Below are 17,689 nucleotides of genomic sequence, written 5' to 3'. Positions count from 1 at the left end.
GTGCGCCCCGAGTAGTCCGAAGGCGGCACAATAGAGGCGTGCGAGTACGGCAGCTGCAACTCAACGACTTCAGGTCCTACGCGCACGCCCAGATAATGCTCGACGAGGGGCCCTCGATTCTGGTGGGCCCCAACGGGCACGGCAAGACGAACCTCGTCGAGTCGCTCGTCTACCTCGCGACGCTGCGCTCGCACCGGGTCGCGAACGACGCCCCGCTCGTGCGCGTCGGCGCCGAGGAGGCCGTCATCCGCGCCGAGATCCTCCACGACGCCCGCCGCCTCCTCGCCGAGCTCGCGATCGTGCCCGGCAAGTCCAACCGAGCGCGCCTCAACAAGAACGCCCTGACCCGCCCCCGCGACCTCCTGGGGGCGCTCAAGGCCGTCGCCTTCGCCCCCGAAGACCTCGCGCTCGTGCGCGGCGAACCGAGCGTGCGCCGCCGCTACCTCGACGAACTCCTGTGCTCGCGCTACCCGCGCTTCGCCGGAGTCAAGGCCGACTACGAGCGGGTCCTCAAACAGCGCAACACCCTCCTGCGCACCGCCTACCTCGCCAAGAAGACCGGCGGCCGCGGACCCGGCAGCGCCGAACTGGCCACCCTCGACGCCTGGGACGCCCACCTCGCCGAGCACGGCGCCGAGCTCCTCGCCGGACGGCTCGCGCTCGTCGCCGACCTGGCCGAACCCGTCGCCAAGGCCCACTCCCGCATCGCCGACGGCCGCAGCGAGGTCGCCCTCGCCTACACCTCCGAGCTCGGCGACGACCTCACCGACGACCGCGAACTGCTCACCGCGCGGCTCTCGGCGGCGCTGGCCGGCTCGCGCGCCAAGGAGGTCGAGCGCGGATCCACCCTCGTAGGGCCCCATCGCGACGACATCGACCTCGTCCTCGGGGACCTGCCGGTCAAGGGCTACGCCTCCCACGGCGAGACCTGGTCGGTGGCGCTCGCGCTCCGCCTGGGCGCGTTCGAACTGCTGCGCGCCGACGGCACCGCCCCGATCCTGATCCTCGACGATGTGTTCGCCGAGCTCGACACCACCAGGCGCGAACGCCTCGCCGAATACGCCGAGGCCGCGCCGCAGACCCTCATCACCTGCGCCGTCGCAGGCGACGTCCCCGATCGCCTCGCCGGCGCCCGGTTCGACGTCTGGGAAGGGGAGATCCGACGTGTCCTCTAGCGGCTACGACTACCGGCCCCGCCGCAGGCGGGGCCGCAGCGACGACCCCCGATTCCGCAAGGAGTGGTCCGGGCCGGGGCCCGACAAGCGCGACCCCGAGTCCCTCGGCTCGCTGCTGGGGCAGGTCGTGCGCAAGAAGGGCTGGACCGGGAAGGTCTCCAACGCCTCGGTGTTCGGCCGCTGGACCGAGATCGTCGGCCCCGAGATCGCCGGCCACTGCCGCCCCGAGCAGCTCGTCGACGGCGAGCTGCTGGTCGTCGCCGAGTCCACCGCCTGGGCCACTCAGCTGCGCCTGTTCTCGGCGCAGATCTACGCGAAGATCGGCGCCGCGCTCGGGCCCGGCGTAGTCAAACGATTGAAGATCGTAGGGCCCAGACAGCCGACACGTTCGTACGGTCCGAGGCGAGTACGATTTAATGGCTCTCGTGACACGTTCTGAAGCGATACGCCCCTAGGTCCGTAGGGGGGTTCATGTCCTCGTCTCCGGATGCGACTGTGACGACATCACGCCGTAGAGACAGGAAACTCAGGGCGCGACCGCAGTAGACTTGACATGTGATGCGGTCGGAGGCGCAGCGCTCCGACCGCTTCCCCTTTGACTCCGGTGAGCTGGGGACGCCCAGAGCGGGGCACTGCGGCCGAGACGGCCGAAAGTGTCACACCGACGGATTAGCTTTCTCACAGACCGTGAACGACGACAGAAGGAGTTGCCGGTGGCGGCGAAGAAGCAGGACGAGTACAGCGCCAGTTCGCTGACAGTCCTCGAAGGCCTCGAGGCGGTCAGGAAGCGCCCGGGCATGTACATCGGCTCGACCGGTGAACGTGGCCTTCACCACCTCATCTGGGAAGTCGTCGACAACTCGGTCGACGAGGCGCTCGCGGGCTTCTGCACCGACATCGACGTGACCCTCCTCTCCGACGGCGGCGTCCGCGTCACCGACAACGGTCGCGGCTTCCCCGTCGACCCCCACCCGAAGCTGAAGAAGCCGGGCGTCGAGGTCGCCTTGACGGTGCTCCACGCCGGCGGCAAGTTCGACTCCCAGAGCTACGCGGTCTCCGGCGGCCTGCACGGCGTGGGCGTCTCGGTCGTCAACGCCCTCTCGACCCAGCTGTCGGTCGAGATCCGCAAGCACGGGCACGTGTGGCGCCAGTTCTACAAGCACGCCCAGCCCGGGCCGCTGGAGAAGGGCGAGGTCACCGACACCACCGGTTCCATCGTCAGCTTCTGGCCCGACGGCGACATCTTCGAGACGCTCGAATTCGACTACAAGATGATCTACCGGCGCCTCCAGGAGTACGCCTTCCTGAACAAGAGCCTGGCGATCACCTTCCGCGACGAGCGCCCCGAGCACCTCGACGAGGAAGGCAACATCCGCGAGGTCACCTTCAAGTACGACGAGGGCATCGCCGACTTCGTGCGCCACCTCAACGCCTCCAAGACCTCCGTCCACCCCACCGTGGTCTCCTTCTCCGCCGAGGAGTCCGAGCAGTCCCTCGAAATCGCGATGCAGTGGAACGAGTCCTACGGCGAGTCGGTCTACACATTCGCGAACACCATCAACACCCACGAGGGCGGCACCCACGAGGAGGGCTTCCGCTCGGCGCTGACCAACGCGGTCAACCGGTACGGCCTCGACAAGAAGATCATCAAGAGCGAGAAGGACCGCCTCTCGGGCGACGACATCCGCGAGGGCCTGGCCGCGATCATCTCCGTCAAGCTGCGCGAGCCGCAGTTCGAGGGCCAGACCAAGACCAAGCTCGGCAACACCGAGGTCAGGGGCTTCGTGCAGCGCGTCTGCAACGAGTGGTTGCCCGACTGGCTCGACCGCCACCCCAAGGAAGCCAGGATCATCGTCCAGAAGGCATCCTCGGCGGCCCAGGCCCGCAAGGCCGCGCAGCAGGCCCGCAAGCTGGCCCGCCGCAAGAGCCTTCTGGAGACCTCCTCGATGCCCGGCAAGCTGGCCGACTGCCAGTCGACCAGCCCCGAAGAGTGCGAGATGTTCGTCGTCGAGGGCGACTCGGCCGGCGGCTCGGCCAAGCAGGGCCGCAACCCGCGCACGCAGGCGATCATGCCCATCCGCGGCAAGATCCTCAACGTGGAGAAGGCCCGCCTCGACAAGATCCTCAAGAACAACGAGGTCCAGGGCATGATCACCGCCCTCGGCACCGGCATCCACGAAGAGTTCGACATCGAGCGGCTCAGGTACCACAAGGTCATCCTGATGTCCGACGCCGACGTCGACGGCCACCACATCAACACGCTGCTGCTGACGCTCCTGTTCCGGTTCATGCGCCCGCTCGTCGAGCTCGGACACGTCTACATGAGCCAGCCGCCGCTTTACAAGATCAAGTGGAACAAGAAGGGCGACCTGGTCTCCTACGCCTACTCCGACGCCGAGCGCGACCGGCTCATCGAGGAGGGCGTCGCCCAGGGCAAGGCCGATCCGCGCCGCTCGGACGGCGTCCAGCGCTACAAGGGCCTCGGTGAGATGAACTACACCGAGCTGTGGGAGACGACCATGGACCCTGCCAGCCGCAATCTCCTCCAAGTCCAACTCGACGACGCGGCAACCGCCGACGAGCTCTTCAGCGTCCTCATGGGTGAGGACGTGGAGAGTCGCCGCCGCTTCATCCAGGAGAACGCCAAGGACGTCCGCTTCTTGGATATCTAGCCTGGACATTTGATGAGCGAGCGGAGCTCGCCACGATCCGCCTTACAGAGCAAGGAAGCACTGGTGCCTGAGAACAACCAAGACCAGCTGGAACTGCCGGAGGGCCACGGCCGCATCGATCCGGTCGGCATCGAAGTGGAGATGTCGCGCTCTTATCTCGACTACGCCATGAGCGTCATCGTCGGGCGCGCCCTGCCCGATGTGCGCGACGGCCTCAAGCCGGTCCACCGCAAGATCCTCTACGGGATGTACGACGGCGGTTACCGCTCCGACCGGGGCTACGTCAAATGCTCCCGTGTCATCGGTGACGTCATGGGGCAGTACCACCCGCACGGCGACTCGGCCATCTACGACTCCCTGGTCCGCATGGCCCAGCCTTGGAGCCTGCGGTACCCGCTCATCGACGGCCAGGGGAACTTCGGATCCCCGGGCAACGACCCGGCCGCCGCGATGCGGTACACCGAGTCGCGGCTCGACCCGCTCGCGATGGAGATGCTGCGCGACATCGACGAGGAGTCGGTGGAGTTCGAGCCGAACTACGACGGCAAGACCACCGAGCCGACGATCCTGCCCTCGCGGATCCCGAACCTGCTCATCAACGGCTCCGAAGGGATCGCGGTCGGCATGGCCACCAAGATCCCGCCGCACAACCTGCGCGAGATCGCCGCCGCCGTCAACTGGTGCCTCGACCACCCCGAGGCCACCGAGGAGGAGGCCCTGGAGGCCCTGCTCGGCATCGTCACCGGCCCCGACTTCCCGACCGGCGCGACGGTCCTCGGCCGCGCCGCCATCGAGGACGCCTACCGCACCGGACGCGGCTCGATCAAGATGCGCGCCGTCGTCGAGGTCGAAGAGGACTCCAAGGGCCGCGCCTGCCTCGTCGTCACCGAGCTGCCCTACCAGGTCAACCCGGACAATCTCGCCGAGCGCATCGCCGAGCTGGTCAAGGACGGCAAGCTCACCGGCATCGCCGACATCCGCGACGAGTCCTCCGGCCGCACCGGCATGCGGATCGTCATCGTGCTCAAGCGCGACGCCGTCCCGAAGGTCGTGCTGAACAACCTGTACAAGCACACGCAGCTGCAGGAGACGTTCGGCGCCAACATGCTCTCGCTGGTCGACGGGGTGCCGCGCACCCTGAACATCGCGCAGATGGTGCGTTACTACGTGGCCCACCAGATCGAGGTCATCGTCCGCCGCACCCGGTATCGGCTGCGCAAGGCCGAGGAGCGCGCCCACATCCTGCGTGGTCTGGCCAAGGCCCTCGACCTGCTCGACGAGACGATCGCGCTCATCCGGCGCTCGCCTTCGGCGGAGGAGTCCAAGTCCGGCCTGATGAGCCTCCTCGACGTCGACGAGATCCAGGCCACCGCGATCCTCGACATGCAGCTGCGGCGCCTGGCCGCCCTGGAGCGCCAGCGGATCATCGACGAGCTCGTCGAGATCGAGACCAAGATCGCCGACTTCGAGGACATCCTCGCCAAGCCCGAGCGCCAGAGGGCGATCGTCCGCGACGAGCTCGCGACGGTCGTGCAGCGCTGGGGCGACGAGCGGCGCACGCAGATCCTGCCCGACGCCGGCGAGGTCTCCATGGAGGACCTCATCGCCCGCGAAGACATTGTGGTCACCATCACGCACGGTGGCTATGTCAAGCGCACCAAGACCGATTCCTTCCGCTCGCAGAAGCGCGGCGGCAAGGGCGTCCAGGGCGCGCAGCTGAAGCAGGACGACATCGTCAGCCACTTCTTCGTCTGCACCACGCACGACTGGATCCTGTTCTTCACGAACAAGGGTCGCGTCTACCGAGCCAAGGCCTACGAGCTGCCCGAGGCGAGCCGCACCGCCCGCGGCCAGCACGTGGCGAACGTCCTGGCCTTCCAGCCTGACGAGACGATCGCCCAGGTCATCCAGCTCGGGTCCTACGACGCCGCCCCTCACCTGGTGCTGGCCACAAGGAACGGCCTGGTCAAGAAGAGCCGCCTGGGCGACTTCGACTCGCCGCGCACCGGCGGCATCGTCGGCATCAACCTGCGCGACGGCGACGAACTCGTCGGCGCGGCGCTCATCGATCCCGCCGACGACCTGCTGCTCGTCTCCCGTAAGGCCCAGGCGATCCGCTTCCAGGCCTCGGACGATTCCCTGCGTCCCATGGGCCGCGCCACCAGCGGTGTGATCGGCATGCGTTTCGTCGGAGACGACGAACTGCTCACGATGATCGTGCTGCGCGATAACATGGACATCCTCGTGGCAACCAGCCGCGGATATGCGAAGCGGACTCCGGTCGACGCATACCCGCCGCAGGGCCGCGGGGGCAAGGGCGTCCTGACAGCGAAGATCACGGAACGACGCGGCGACTTGGTGGGGGCGCTGTCCGTGACGCCGGACGACGAGCTGTTCGCGATCACTTCGGAGGGAGGCGTCATCAGGACTCCGGTCAAGCCGGTCCGCAAGACCACGGACCGCAACACCATGGGCGTCAAACTGATCGACCTCCCCGACGAGGTCTCGCTGCTCGCCATCACCAAGAGCGCCGAAGAACCCGATGATGGGCAGGACGAGTAGATGACGGAAGCGAAGGCTACCGCTGCGGAGACGGAGCGCGAGGACGCCGAGGCCACGCCTGATCCGGACGAGGAGTCGAAAGCGGACGGCGGCGACTCGCCGTCGTCGGAGCCGTCCGCGGAGGATCAGGACAAGACCCTGACGATCCGCCGCCCGCCGGGGATGACTCCGCCGCCGGTCACGCCCGAGGCGGTCTCGCAGATGCAGGGCGCACCCGCCGCACCGAACACGGGCGTAGCCAGCTCCGCGCGCGTGGCCGACGCGGTCCGCGCCGCGAGGGCGGCCGTCTCGCAGGCCGCGGCCCGCGGCCCTAGGCGCGCCAAGCTGCGGCTCAAGCGGATCGACCCGTGGTCGGTCATGAAGTTCTCCTTCGCCGTGTCGATCGTGCTGTTCATCGTCATGGTCGTCGCCACCACCGTGCTCTACATCGCGCTCGACGCGATGGGCGTCTTCGACACCGTCAACGACATGCTGGCGATGCTCATGGGCACCAACGGCGAAGCCGGCGTCGACACCGAGAGCATCCGGATCACCGCAAAGGGCGTCATCGGCGCCGCGGCCCTGCTCGGCGTGGTGAACATGGTGCTGTTCACCGCCCTGGCGACGCTGGGCTCGTTCATCTACAACGTGTGCGCCGACCTGGTCGGCGGCGTCGAGGTCACCCTCGCCGAACGCGACTGAACGCGAGGAGCGGCCCGCGATCCCGATGGGGATCGCGGGCCGTTTCGCGTTCGACGACGGGACCGGACGGCCGTAGACTCGGAAGGCGAAGGAGGCCAGTGACGCCGGTCCCTTCCCGCCGGGGGTCGAGTCAACACCGCTTCGCCTGGTGAGGTAACCTTTCTCAGCGTTGCCGGACAGGCGACGAGGACACCTGATCAGGGCGTATAGCTCAGGTGGTTAGAGCGCAGAGCTGATAACTCTGAGGTCCCAAGTTCGAGTCTTGGTACGCCCACCGATAACCCGCCGCGAGACGGCGGGTTTTTTCATATCCCGCCGGTCTTGCGACGGGTATCACAGATCTGGGATCTGATCCGGCCCTCGGCCTGGACATCCCGACCTCGACCGCGACCTATCCGACACGCCCGGATCACCCCTTTGACGCCTCCCGCAAGCTGGCCGCAAGTCCGAGCGAGGCGGTGTTCGCTATGCTGAACGGCATCGCGCGATGTCGATCCTGACGTCGCCGTACGGAGCAAGCTCTGGATGCAGGGGGCCTGGGTTCATGTGGAAGAAACTTTTGATCGTCGCGGGTGTCGCGACCGTCGCCGTCGTAGTGGCCAAGAAGGTCAAGTCCATCAACGACGAGCGCACCCTGTGGCACGAGGCCACCACATCCGCGGAAGAAGTGCGCTAGAAGGCGTTAGCCACCTCACTGCGCTCCGGGTATCCTCGCTGGTGCGATGAGCGCGGCGGGGATACTCGTACTGTTCGCAGCACTCCTCACGGGGTACCGGGGCTATAGCTCAATTGGCAGAGCACCTGCTTTGCAAGCAGGAGGTTAGGGGTTCGATTCCCCTTGGCTCCACAATAAGGCCTGGTCTTGGACCCAGGGCCATGTGAATATCGTCGACGTCAGCGGCACCGGCCTCCGGGCAGGTGCCGCTTTCGCGTGCCTACTGATGCTGTACTTCTGCGCGAGCGTCTTCCGGGTTGCGCCTGCTTGGTGGTCGCCGACGATGGCGGCGCGGTCTGTGCTGGCGCGAGAGCGGTCATCATGTTGATGGTTGCCATCGCCCCGCCGGGCTGGCCGCTGTTGGGAGTAATCGTCTACACATGCTATGGATGTGTGTACACTTATTCCCATGAAGGGGAATCGCGGACAAGCCCGAGCGCGGCTGCAAGAGCTGCCTCCCGTCTTCACCTACCGTATGGCCACTGAAGCGGGCGTCGCGAAATCGACCCTGTACCGCTTGCGAGACCAAGGGTTCATCGAGGCGATCGGGCGTGGCCGGTTCCGGATCGCCGATGCCGATCTCCCCGCGGACCTTGAGCTCCACGAGATCGTCCAGCGGGCGCCGCAAGCCACGATCTGCCTGGTCTCGGCACTGAGCCGCCATGACCTGACCGACCAGATCCCGCCCGTCATAGACATGGCGGTCCCGCGAGGCCACCGCCGCCCCGTCACCGAATCGCCGGTCGCCTGGCATTCCTTCGATCCAGCAACCTTCACCGTCGGCCGCACCGAACTGCAGCTCGATGAGGCGACCACGATCGGTCTGTACGGACCCGAGCGGAGCATCATCGACGCATTTCGCCTCCGACACCTCGAAGGTCACGAACTCGCTGTCGAGGCCTTGAAACGATGGCTGCGTCGCCCTGGATCATCCCCAGCCGCCATCCTTGCCATGTCCCGCGACTTCCCGAATGCGCGCCCCGCGCTGCAGAACGCCTTGGAGATCCTGCTGTGACCGAGCGACCGACCCGAGCGACCACAGCCGGCCGCGCCTATCTCGATCTGCAGAATCTCGCCCGCCGCGACCGGCGGCCGACCGATGAGCTGCTCCAGATTTACGCGCTCGAAGGATTCCTCGCCCGTTTGGCGGTCTCCGAGCACGCCGACCGGCTGGTCCTCAAAGGCGGCGTGCTCCTGGCCGCCTTCGACACCCGCCGTCCGACCCGCGACATCGATTTTCAGGGCCAGCGGATCCCGGGCGATGAGACGTACCTCCGGGACGTCGTTCTCGGCATTGCCGACATCGAACTCGACGATGGGCTGGATTTCGACTACGACGATGTCGCGGTTGAGACGATCCGCGACGAGGAGACCTACAGTGGCGTCCGGATCATCTTCAGCGCCCGCCTCTCGGTTGCGAGGCTCCGGCTCCATGTCGACATCAATGTCGGAGACCCTGTCTGGCCCGGACCACGGCCGGTACCCCTTCCGCGACTGCTCGGTGGACACATCGATCTCGTCGGGTACCCGCTCACTATGGTGTTCGCCGAGAAACTCGTCACCGCGATCCAGCGCGGCACCGCCAACACTCGCTGGCGCGACTTCGCCGACATCTACCTGCTTTTCCGCCGCCATGATGTCAACGGTGTCGAACTGGCCGAGGCAGTCGGCCGCGTCGCCGCCCACCGCCAAGCGCTGCTCGCGCCACTGAGCGAAGCCCTCGACGGTTTCGCCGGAATCGCGCAAGCGCGGTGGCGGGCGTGGCGGCGCAAGCAACGGCTCGACGGCCGACTGCCGGAGCAGTTCAGCGAGCTTTTGGACGCCGTGACCGGTTTCGCCGATCCCGTCGTCAGCGGCACGGTCAACGGTTGGACCTGGAGTGCCGCCGAGCAACAGTGGCAATCACACTGAAACCGAGCAGCGTTTCAGCTCCGACGGCTATCCGTATTCCCCAGTGGAGTGTCAGTGGGTTCAAGTAGGTCGTTGCCAGGTCCACAGAAACAGACATACAGAAAATGAGGGACCATCATGCTGATGGTCCCTCATTTCTTGCCTGATGTCGGTCCCCGACGCACCTACCGCTTCCCGCCGCAGGCGGCGCGGTCACTGCCAGCGGTAGCGGCGCTCCGGGCGGCCCCGTCCCGAGTAGTTGAGGGTGACCTCGGCCTTGCCTCTCTCGGTGAGGTGTTCCAGGTAGCGGCGGGCGCTGACCCGGGAGACGCCGATGCGCTCGGCGCATTCGGCGGCCGAGAGCGACCCGTCTGCCTCGCGCAGCGCGGCCTCCACCAACGCGGCGGTCTCCGGACTGAAGCCCTTCGGCATGCTCACCGCGGGCGCTGTCGCGCGGGAGAAGACCTTGTCGACATCGGCCTGGTCGCGCACCGCGGCGGCCTTCAGCCCCGCCCGCTGGGCGGCGTATTGCTCCATGCGGTCGCGGAAGTCGTTGAAGCCGAAGGGTTTCAGCAGGTAGCTGACGGCGCCGTTGCGGACCGCGGCGCGCACGGCGTCGGCTTCGCGGGCCGCGGTGATCACCATGATGTCGCAGTCGTGCCCCTCGGCGCGCAGCTTGGTGACCAGGTCGAGCCCGAACGCGTCGGGCAGGTACAGGTCGAGCAGGACCAGGTCGGGCCGCAGTTCGGCGGCGGCCCGCAGCGCCTCTTCGCCGTTCGCGGCGGTCCCGACGACCTGGAAACCGGGGGTCCGCTTCACGAAGCCCCGGTGGATGGCGGCGACTCTGAAGTCGTCGTCGACTACGAGCACATCGATCATGTCAGTTCCTCACTGGCCGGACCGGCCAGTCGCGCGGGCGCTTCGTGTACGGGGTGCGAGAGGGGGAGCCTCGCGGTGAACCGAGCGCCGTCGGCGGTGTTCGCCACGGTGACGCCGCCTCCGCGATGCTCGCACACGAGTTTCGTGAGCGCAAGGCCGATGCCGTGGTCGCCGGACTCGGCCGCTTTCGTGGTGAATCCGTGCGTGAACACTTCTTGCGCGGTTTCCGGTGGAACGCCGGGGCCGGAGTCGGAGACGACGATCTCGACGTCGGCCTCGCGCTGGCGGATCTCGACCGAGACCCAGGCTTCCGGGCTGCCGGTCGCCGCCTCGACGGCGTTGTCGACGAGGTTGCCGACAACGGTGCCGATGTCGGCCGAGTCCTCGGGGTGCAGCGAGGCGAGCGCGGTCCCCTCTGCGACGTCGAGCCGCACCTGCCGTTCGGATGCCTGCGCGGACTTGGCCATGAGCAGCGCCGCTATCGCCTTGTCGCGGACGGGCCCGGTGATCGACAGGTCGAGCGACCGGCGGTGCCGGTTGAGCGCGTCGATGTAGCCGACGACTTCGTCGTACTCGCCGATCTGGATGAGCCCGGAGATGGTGTGCAGCTTGTTGTCGAACTCGTGGGCCTGCGCCCGGAGCGCTTCGGCGGTGGAGCGGAACGAGCCGAGGTCGCGCTCGAGCTGCGCGAGCTCGGTGCGGTCGCGGAGGGTCGCGACGGCGCCGAGGTTCCGGCCGTCCTTCTCGACGTGCATGCGGTTGACGACCAGCACCCGGTTGGCTTGGAGCACCACCTGGTCGGAGCCGGTGACGACGCCGGTCAGGACGTCGCGGAGCCGCTCGCCGACCTCGAGTTCGGCCAGGGACTTCCCGACCGAGTCGTCCGGGAGCCCGAGCAGTCGCCGGCCCACGTCGTTGGCGAGGGTGATCCGCTGCTGGTCGTCGATGGCGACCACGCCTTCGGCGATGCCGTAGAGCATCGCCTCGCGGTGCTCGGCGAGACCGGCGATCTCCCGGGGCTCCATGCCGAGGGTCTGTCGTTTGATGCGCCTGGCCAGAAGCCACGACCCGGCGACGCCGAGGGCGCTGGCGACGCCGAGGTAGAGCAGCAGGTTCGGGGTGGCGTCGACCAGGCGCTCCCACGGGGTCGGGGAGGACTGGCCGATCATGACGATCCCGAGCAGGTCGCCCAGGTTGGAGGACTCGGCGCCGATGACGGGAATCTGGGCGGTGAGCTGCCGGTCTTCGCCGACGTCGAGTTCGCCTCTCCAGCCGCGGCCGTCGAACACGGCCGCGTCGCCGACCGGCAGCTCGTCGCCGACGAGCAGCGGGTTGGTGGAGACGACGACGCGGCCGTCGGCGTCGGCGATCGTCACGGACGCGACCTGCGACTGCGTCAGGGTGCTCTGCACCAGCGGCGCGAGGGTCTGCTCGGGGGCGGGCCGGGTGACGCGGGCGCGCACGAGGTCGTTCGAGGCGAGTCGCTCCGCCAGCTGGGTGACGCGCCTGCCCTGCTCGGCGTTGAACGTCGCCGCGGACTGCGCGAGCGACAGGCCGGCGACCGCCGCGAGCACGATCAGGATGATCGTGAGCTGGAAGGCGAGCAGCTGGCCCGCCAATGTCGGGCGTGGTGAGAGCTTGAACACAATGAACTCAATTTTCGTTACGGACACAATGCTGACGCCGGGCAAGCGCAGGGGTGACCATCGTCTCTCGAACATTCCTCGAAATGAAAGAGCAACGACCATGAAATTCCCCAGGAGAGCCTTCCTCAGCGCTGCGGCGGCCGTACCGGTGGCCGCGGCCGCCTCCGCTTGCGGAGCGACCGCCGAAGGCGGATCCTCCGACGGCGGTCCCCTCACCGGCCTCCAGATCATGGTGCCCAACAGCCCCGGCGGCGGCTACGACACGACCGCCCGCGCGATCGCCCGCGTCATGGAGGACGAGGACATCGCCAGCGGCATCGAGGTGTTCAACCTCTCGGGCGCCGGCGGGACCGTCGGCCTCCAGCGGACCGTGAACGAGTCCGGCAACGGCGAGCTGGCCATGCAGATGGGCCTCGGCGTCGTCGGCGCCTCCTACACCCAGAACTCCGAAGCCAAGCTGACCCAGACCACGCCGCTGGCCAAGCTCGTCGAAGAGCCCGGCGCGATCGTGGTGCCCGCCGCCTCCCCCTACCAGACCATCGACGACCTGGTGTCGGCCTGGTCGGCGGACCCGTCCGGAGTGGTCGTCGGCGGCGGCTCCTCCCCCGGCGGCCCCGACCACCTGCTGCCGATGCAGCTGGCGAACGCCGTCAGCATCGACCCGACCGCGGTCAACTACGTCACCTACGACGGCGGCGGCGAACTGCTGCCCGCGCTGCTCGGCGAGAAGATCGCCTTCGGCGCCAGCGGCGTCGGCGAGTTCATCGACCAGATCGAAGCCGGGCAGCTGCGGGTGCTGGCCGTCTCCTCGGAGGAGAGCTCGACGCTCCTGCCCGACGCGCCGACATTCGTCGGCTCGGGCGTCGACCTGGTGTTCACCAACTGGCGCGGCTGGGTCGCTCCCCCCGAGATCTCCGACGAGGACCGCGAGGCGTGGATCGGCGCTCTGACCGCGATGCACGACTCCCAGGCGTGGCAGGACGAGCTGGAGAAGCAGGGCTGGACCGACGCGTTCGTCACCGGCGACGAGTTCGGCGAGTTCCTGACCCAGCAGGACACCGGTGTCGCCGACATCCTCTCGGAGCTCGGTCTCGTATGACGCGGGCCGAATCGACCGAGCAACGCCAGGACGGCCGGGCGGCGCGCACCCCGCGCGACCGCGCGCAGTACTGGGTCTGCGCCTTCCTGGCGCTGCTGGGAGTCCTGGTCATCGTCGACGCGTCGCAGATTCCCGCGTTCACCGCCTCGAACGACCCGATCGGGCCGAAACCCGTGCCGATCATCCTCGGCGCGCTCTGCATCGTCTTGGCCGCGTTCTACGCCCTCGACGTGGCCAGGGGCGGGCGCGGCGAGGCGGAGGGCGGCGAGGCCGCGGATCCGGACGCGGGCTTCGACTGGAGGACCATCGGCCTGCTGTGCGCCGTGTTCATCGCGAACGCGCTGGTCATCGACTGGCTGGGCTGGGTGATCGCGGGCTCGCTGCTGTTCTACGGTTCGGCGCTCATTCTGGGCAGCAAGCGTTACGTCCTCGCGCTGGCGGCCGCGGTGGCGCTGTCGCTGGCGACCTTCTACGGCTTCGCGATCGGCATGGGCGTCGGGCTGCCCGCCGGTGTGCTCCAAGGGATCTTGTAAATGGACAACCTCAACGCCCTCCTCGAGGGATTCGCTTCGATCCTGACCCCGGGCAACCTGCTCATCGCCCTCATCGGCGTCACCGTCGGAACCGCGGTGGGCGTACTGCCGGGCCTGGGCCCGGCGATGACGATCGCGCTGCTGCTGCCGATCACGTACGGAATGGAGCCGACGCAGGCGTTCATCATGTTCGCCGGGATCTTCTACGGCGGCATGTACGGCGGTTCGACCACGTCGATCCTGCTGAACACTCCGGGGCAGGCGTCGTCGGCGGTGACCGTGCTCGAAGGCTTCAAGATGGCCAAGAACGGCCGCGCCGGGCAGGCACTGGCGACCGCCGCGATCGGCTCGTTCGTCGCCGGCACCATCGCGACGCTGGCGCTGGTGTTCGTGACTCCCGCGACGGTGGCGTTCGCGATCAGCCTGGGCGCCCCGGACTACCTGGCGATCATGCTGCTGGCCTTCGTCGCGACCGCCTCGGTGCTCGGCTCCTCACGCATCCGGGGCTTCACCTCCCTGCTGGTGGGCCTGGTCATCGGCGTCGTCGGCATCGACGCCGTGACCGGGCAGCAGCGGTTGACCTACGGCGTCCCGCAGCTGGCCGACGGCCTCGACATCGTGGTGGTGACGGTGGGCCTGTTCGCCGTCTGCGAGGCGCTGTGGCTGGCCGGGCGCGCTCGCGGGGGCCGCGACGAGCTGTTCCCGGTCGGCCGGGTGTGGATGGGCCGCAAGGACTGGAAGCGCTCGTTGGGGCCGTGGATGCGCGGCACCGCGATCGGGTTCCCGTTCGGCGCGATTCCGGCCGGGGGCGCGGACTTCACGACGTTCCTGTCCTACATCACCGAGCGGCGCGTCTCGAAGCACAAGGACGAGTTCGGCAAGGGCGCGATCGAGGGCGTCGCGGGACCGGAGGCGGCCAACAACGCCTCGGCCGCCGGGGCGCTGGTGCCGATGCTGGCGCTGGGCCTGCCGGTGAACGCGACGGCGGCGATCATGCTGGCCGCGTTCCAGAGCTACGGGATCCAGCCTGGACCGCTGCTGTTCGAGCGTGAGTCCGCGCTGGTGTGGACGCTGATCGCGAGCCTGTTCATCGGCAACCTGCTGCTGCTGGTGCTGAACCTGCCGCTGATCCCGATATGGGTCAAGCTGCTGCGCATCCCCAAGCCGTACCTGTTCGCCGGCATCCTGTTCTTCGCCTCGATGGGCGCCTACGCGGTCAACGCCCAGCCGTTCGACCTGTTCGTGCTGCTGGTGTTCGGCCTGGTCGGACTCGCCATGCGCCGCTTCGGGATCCCGGTGCTGCCGTTGATCGTCGGCGTCATCCTCGGCCCGATCGCGGAGCGGCAGGCGCGCATGAGCCTCCAGCTCTCCGGCGGGGACTTGTCGGGGCTCGTCGGCGGACCGGTGTCGTGGGCGATCTACGGAATCCTCGCGGTGATCCTGGCGTGGCCGCTGGTCATGCTGGCCCGGCGTCGGCTCTCAAGGCACAGGGAGACGGTCGACGCCTGAGCGGTGCGGGCCGGACTGGTTCCCCGGCCCGCACCGCCGTTCACTGCTCGGGCAGCTCGGGCAGGCCCGCGGCCCGGCGCGCCTGGATGATGTGGTCGCGGTGGCGCTGCGGGTTCTCGGTGTTGTCCTCGTTGTAGTACCTGAGGCGCTCCAGCCACCACCGGCCCCAGTCGGCCTCCTCGGGCGTCATGCCCGGAGGGCGGTTGAACGGCAGCCGGTTCGGGCCGCGGAAGTCGCGTTCGAGCTCGATGCCCTGCTGGGTCCGCTGCACGAATTCGGCCCAGTTGTCCTGGGTGTCGAGCAGCACCGGGCCGCCGTTGGGGCCTCGGCCGTAGTCGAGGCCCGTGCCGCGGGTGTCGGTCGAGCGGAGCAGCGCCCACCAGCCGAAGCCGATCGCGAACATGACGAGCAGACACCCCAGGCCCGTCCACTGCCACCATTCCATCTCGTCAGCGTACGAGAGGCTGGAGACGGTCAGGCGGATCCGACGGGATGTCGGCGACCTGCGGTAGCGTCCCCGCATGAGCACTGATCTGCCGGATCGTCTGCGCCGGATCTGCTCGGCGCTGCCGGAGGTGACCGAGCGGCCCAGCCACGGCACACCGACCTGGTTCGTTCGCGACAAGAAGATGTTCGTGATGCTGTGGCACCAGGGCCACCACGACCAGGACTTCGCGCACCTGTGGTGCGCCGCTCCCCTCGGTGCGCTGGAGGAGGCGATCGCGATGGCGCCGGACCGCTTCTTCAAGCCGCCGTATGTCGGTCATCGCGGTTGGCTGGGAGTGCGTCTCGACGGCGTGAACGACTGGGACGAGATCGCGGGGTTGTGCGAGGACGCCTACCGGGTCGTCGCGCCGCCGAAGCTCGTCGCCCTCCTCGACGCGGAGGGCGACTGAGCACGGTCAGCGGATGAGGGTCTTCTGGAGCATCTCGGCCGGACCGGTTGCGAAGCGCCTCAGCCAAAGACGCGCGCCGACGACGAGGACGGCGCTGATCGCGAGCCACAGCGCGGCACCGAACCACGCCGAGTTGCCGAAGCGGGCCGCGAGCCCCAGGCCCCAGCCGTAGCAGACCGCCGAGGCAAGCAGGTTCTGCAGGATGTAGCCGCTCAGGGCGGTGCGGCCGAGGCTCGAAAGCCCTGCCATGAGCGGGCCGGGCCTGAAGCGGTCCACCAGCCACCCGGTCAGTCCGATGTAGCCGAGCGCGAGGACCGGCGCGGCCACATAGCGTTCGAGGAAGAACAGCTCCTCCGGTCCGGCCATCAGGGCGATGGTGACCGGTGCGCCGACGCCCAGTCCCCACCGCAGCAGGCGGGATCGGACCGAGCGGGCCCGCTCGTCGGCACCGAAGGCCCCGGCCCGGAACAGTTCGACGCCGAGCAGGAACAGGAACGTCATCAGCGGGAAGGCCACGATCGGCTCGATGCGGAACGCGAGCGCGTTGTCGAGCCGGAACTGGACCTGCTCGATCCAAGAGCCCGAGGCGTAGAGCGCCTCGACCGACGGCTCGCGCTGCGGGTCGATGCCGGGGCCGGTGAACATGGCGTTCGTGATCAGCCCCATGAGCGCCAGGTGAAGGGTGAGGCTCGTCCACATCGCGGCGCGCCGGAACGTACGCGATCTCGTCAGCATCCAGGCGACGGCGATCGCGGTGACGGCGTATCCCATGAGGACGTCCCAGGCGAACACCAGTGTGAAGTGAACCGCGCCCTCGACGAACAGGAACAGGGTCCGCCAGTGGTAGCGGCCGGGCCATCGTCTGCCTCGCTTCGCAGCGGACCGGTGCTGGATGGCCAGGCCGACGCCGAACAGCATCGTCAGCATCGCGATGAACTTGCCGTTGGCCAGGAATTCGAAGGCGGCTCCCAAGACCGTCGCGTCGGTGGCCGCCCATCCGAGGAGCGGTCCGGCCTCGCCGTGCGGGGCGGTGAAGATCCAGACGTTGGTGCCGAGGGTGCCGAGGATGGCGACGCCGCGAAGGACGTCGAGCAGCGGCAGCCGTTTCGAGGCGGCTTCGCCCGGCGAGGCAGGGGCATCGGTCGTGGTGGCGGTGTGCATGGGTCCAAGGCTGTCCGCGCCTGTGCCGCAATGAATCCTCCTGCGGGACGGACTTTCTCCCGGTCCGAACGGTGGAGTGGCGCGGCCCGGCTGCGACCAAAGTCGCAGCCGGGCCACCGGCCGTTCTCCTGTTCCGGTTCAGGCGGTCACTCCGTTGCGGGACTGCGGTCGGCGGCTGTTCTGCGTGTGAGGCCGGATTCCGGTAACGTGTCGTACGCTGACCGCTTATGGCGCAGTGTCATTGAGTGTTCGGCCGACTTGCACCCCCAAT

General features: G+C 68.2%; 15 protein-coding genes, 2 tRNA genes and 1 pseudogene. 14 read left to right on the top strand and 4 right to left on the bottom strand.

The genetic code is table 11. The features are described from left to right. Positions 1-38 precede the first annotated feature (38 nt). The 10 genes and pseudogenes from recF (at position 39) to L0U85_RS02115 (ending at position 9,716) form a co-directional block, all read left to right on the top strand. A complete protein-coding gene (recF, locus tag L0U85_RS02160; RefSeq protein ID WP_241375983.1) occupies positions 39-1,175 on the top strand; it encodes a DNA replication/repair protein RecF in 1,137 nt (378 codons plus the stop codon). Beyond that, positions 1,165-1,614: a DciA family protein gene (locus tag L0U85_RS02155; protein WP_241375980.1), complete on the top strand. Its 450-nt coding sequence runs from the start codon at positions 1,165-1,167 to the stop codon at positions 1,612-1,614. The genes recF and L0U85_RS02155 overlap by 11 nt, the downstream gene beginning before the upstream one ends. A gap of 274 nt (positions 1,615-1,888) precedes the next feature. Next, positions 1,889-3,847 carry a DNA topoisomerase (ATP-hydrolyzing) subunit B gene (gyrB, locus tag L0U85_RS02150; protein WP_347177324.1) on the top strand — a complete coding sequence of 653 codons (1,959 nt, stop codon included), beginning with the start codon at positions 1,889-1,891 and terminating at the stop codon, positions 3,845-3,847. Between the two features lie 63 nt (positions 3,848-3,910). Beyond that, positions 3,911-6,409, top strand: a complete 2,499-nt coding sequence (gyrA, locus tag L0U85_RS02145) for a DNA gyrase subunit A (RefSeq protein WP_241375976.1) — start codon at positions 3,911-3,913, stop codon at positions 6,407-6,409. A gap of 243 nt (positions 6,410-6,652) precedes the next feature. Continuing rightward, positions 6,653-7,090: pseudogene (locus L0U85_RS21035) on the top strand (DUF3566 domain-containing protein); the annotation flags it as partial. A 200-nt stretch (positions 7,091-7,290) separates the two neighbouring features. Beyond that, a tRNA-Ile gene (locus tag L0U85_RS02135) sits at positions 7,291-7,364 on the top strand. A 270-nt stretch (positions 7,365-7,634) separates the two neighbouring features. Next, positions 7,635-7,766, top strand: a complete 132-nt coding sequence (locus L0U85_RS02130) for a DLW-39 family protein (protein WP_241375972.1) — start codon at positions 7,635-7,637, stop codon at positions 7,764-7,766. A gap of 98 nt (positions 7,767-7,864) precedes the next feature. Beyond that, positions 7,865-7,937 (top strand) — tRNA-Ala (locus L0U85_RS02125). A gap of 277 nt (positions 7,938-8,214) precedes the next feature. Next, on the top strand, positions 8,215-8,820 hold the full coding sequence (locus L0U85_RS02120) for a hypothetical protein (protein WP_241375970.1): 606 nt from the start codon (positions 8,215-8,217) through the stop codon (positions 8,818-8,820). Continuing rightward, positions 8,817-9,716: a nucleotidyl transferase AbiEii/AbiGii toxin family protein gene (locus tag L0U85_RS02115; protein ID WP_241375968.1), complete on the top strand. Its 900-nt coding sequence runs from the start codon at positions 8,817-8,819 to the stop codon at positions 9,714-9,716. The genes L0U85_RS02120 and L0U85_RS02115 overlap by 4 nt, the downstream gene beginning before the upstream one ends. A gap of 192 nt (positions 9,717-9,908) precedes the next feature. Here L0U85_RS02115 and L0U85_RS02110 read toward each other — a convergent pair whose 3' ends face one another. Next, positions 9,909-10,574, bottom strand: coding sequence for a response regulator (locus tag L0U85_RS02110; RefSeq protein ID WP_241375967.1), 666 nt, complete (start codon positions 10,572-10,574; stop codon positions 9,909-9,911). After that, positions 10,571-12,220 (bottom strand): ATP-binding protein, encoded by a 1,650-nt coding sequence (locus L0U85_RS02105; RefSeq protein WP_241375965.1) that lies wholly within the window; start codon positions 12,218-12,220, stop codon positions 10,571-10,573. The genes L0U85_RS02110 and L0U85_RS02105 overlap by 4 nt, the downstream gene beginning before the upstream one ends. Positions 12,221-12,320: 100 nt before the next feature. Between L0U85_RS02105 and L0U85_RS02100 the strand changes: the two genes are divergently transcribed. Genes L0U85_RS02100 through L0U85_RS02090 form a run of 3 tightly spaced genes read left to right on the top strand, consistent with a single transcriptional unit; the run spans position 12,321 to position 15,361 of the window. Further along, positions 12,321-13,319, top strand: coding sequence for a tripartite tricarboxylate transporter substrate-binding protein (locus L0U85_RS02100; RefSeq protein ID WP_241375963.1), 999 nt, complete (start codon positions 12,321-12,323; stop codon positions 13,317-13,319). Beyond that, on the top strand, positions 13,316-13,852 hold the full coding sequence (locus L0U85_RS02095) for a tripartite tricarboxylate transporter TctB family protein (protein WP_241375962.1): 537 nt from the start codon (positions 13,316-13,318) through the stop codon (positions 13,850-13,852). The genes L0U85_RS02100 and L0U85_RS02095 overlap by 4 nt, the downstream gene beginning before the upstream one ends. After that, positions 13,853-15,361 carry a tripartite tricarboxylate transporter permease gene (locus L0U85_RS02090; RefSeq protein WP_241375960.1) on the top strand — a complete coding sequence of 503 codons (1,509 nt, stop codon included), beginning with the start codon at positions 13,853-13,855 and terminating at the stop codon, positions 15,359-15,361. It abuts the gene before it with no gap. Between the two features lie 40 nt (positions 15,362-15,401). Here the strand turns inward: L0U85_RS02090 and L0U85_RS02085 are convergent, their stop codons facing one another. Further along, positions 15,402-15,806, bottom strand: coding sequence for a hypothetical protein (locus L0U85_RS02085; RefSeq protein WP_241375959.1), 405 nt, complete (start codon positions 15,804-15,806; stop codon positions 15,402-15,404). A gap of 76 nt (positions 15,807-15,882) precedes the next feature. Here L0U85_RS02085 and L0U85_RS02080 point away from each other — a divergent pair, with 76 nt between their 5' ends. After that, on the top strand, positions 15,883-16,257 hold the full coding sequence (locus L0U85_RS02080) for an MmcQ/YjbR family DNA-binding protein (RefSeq protein ID WP_241375958.1): 375 nt from the start codon (positions 15,883-15,885) through the stop codon (positions 16,255-16,257). Positions 16,258-16,263: 6 nt separating this feature from the next. Here the strand turns inward: L0U85_RS02080 and L0U85_RS02075 are convergent, their stop codons facing one another. Continuing rightward, complete coding sequence (locus tag L0U85_RS02075; RefSeq protein WP_241375957.1) at positions 16,264-17,418, bottom strand: DUF418 domain-containing protein; 1,155 nt, start codon at positions 17,416-17,418, stop codon at positions 16,264-16,266. Positions 17,419-17,689 lie beyond the last annotated feature (271 nt).

Source organism: Glycomyces sp. L485 (assembly GCF_022548875.1).
In the GTDB taxonomy this organism is placed as follows: Bacteria; Actinomycetota; Actinomycetes; order Mycobacteriales; family Micromonosporaceae; genus Glycomyces.
Note: the sequence above shows the minus strand (reverse complement) of the source record. Positions and strands in the feature narration are given on the sequence as shown.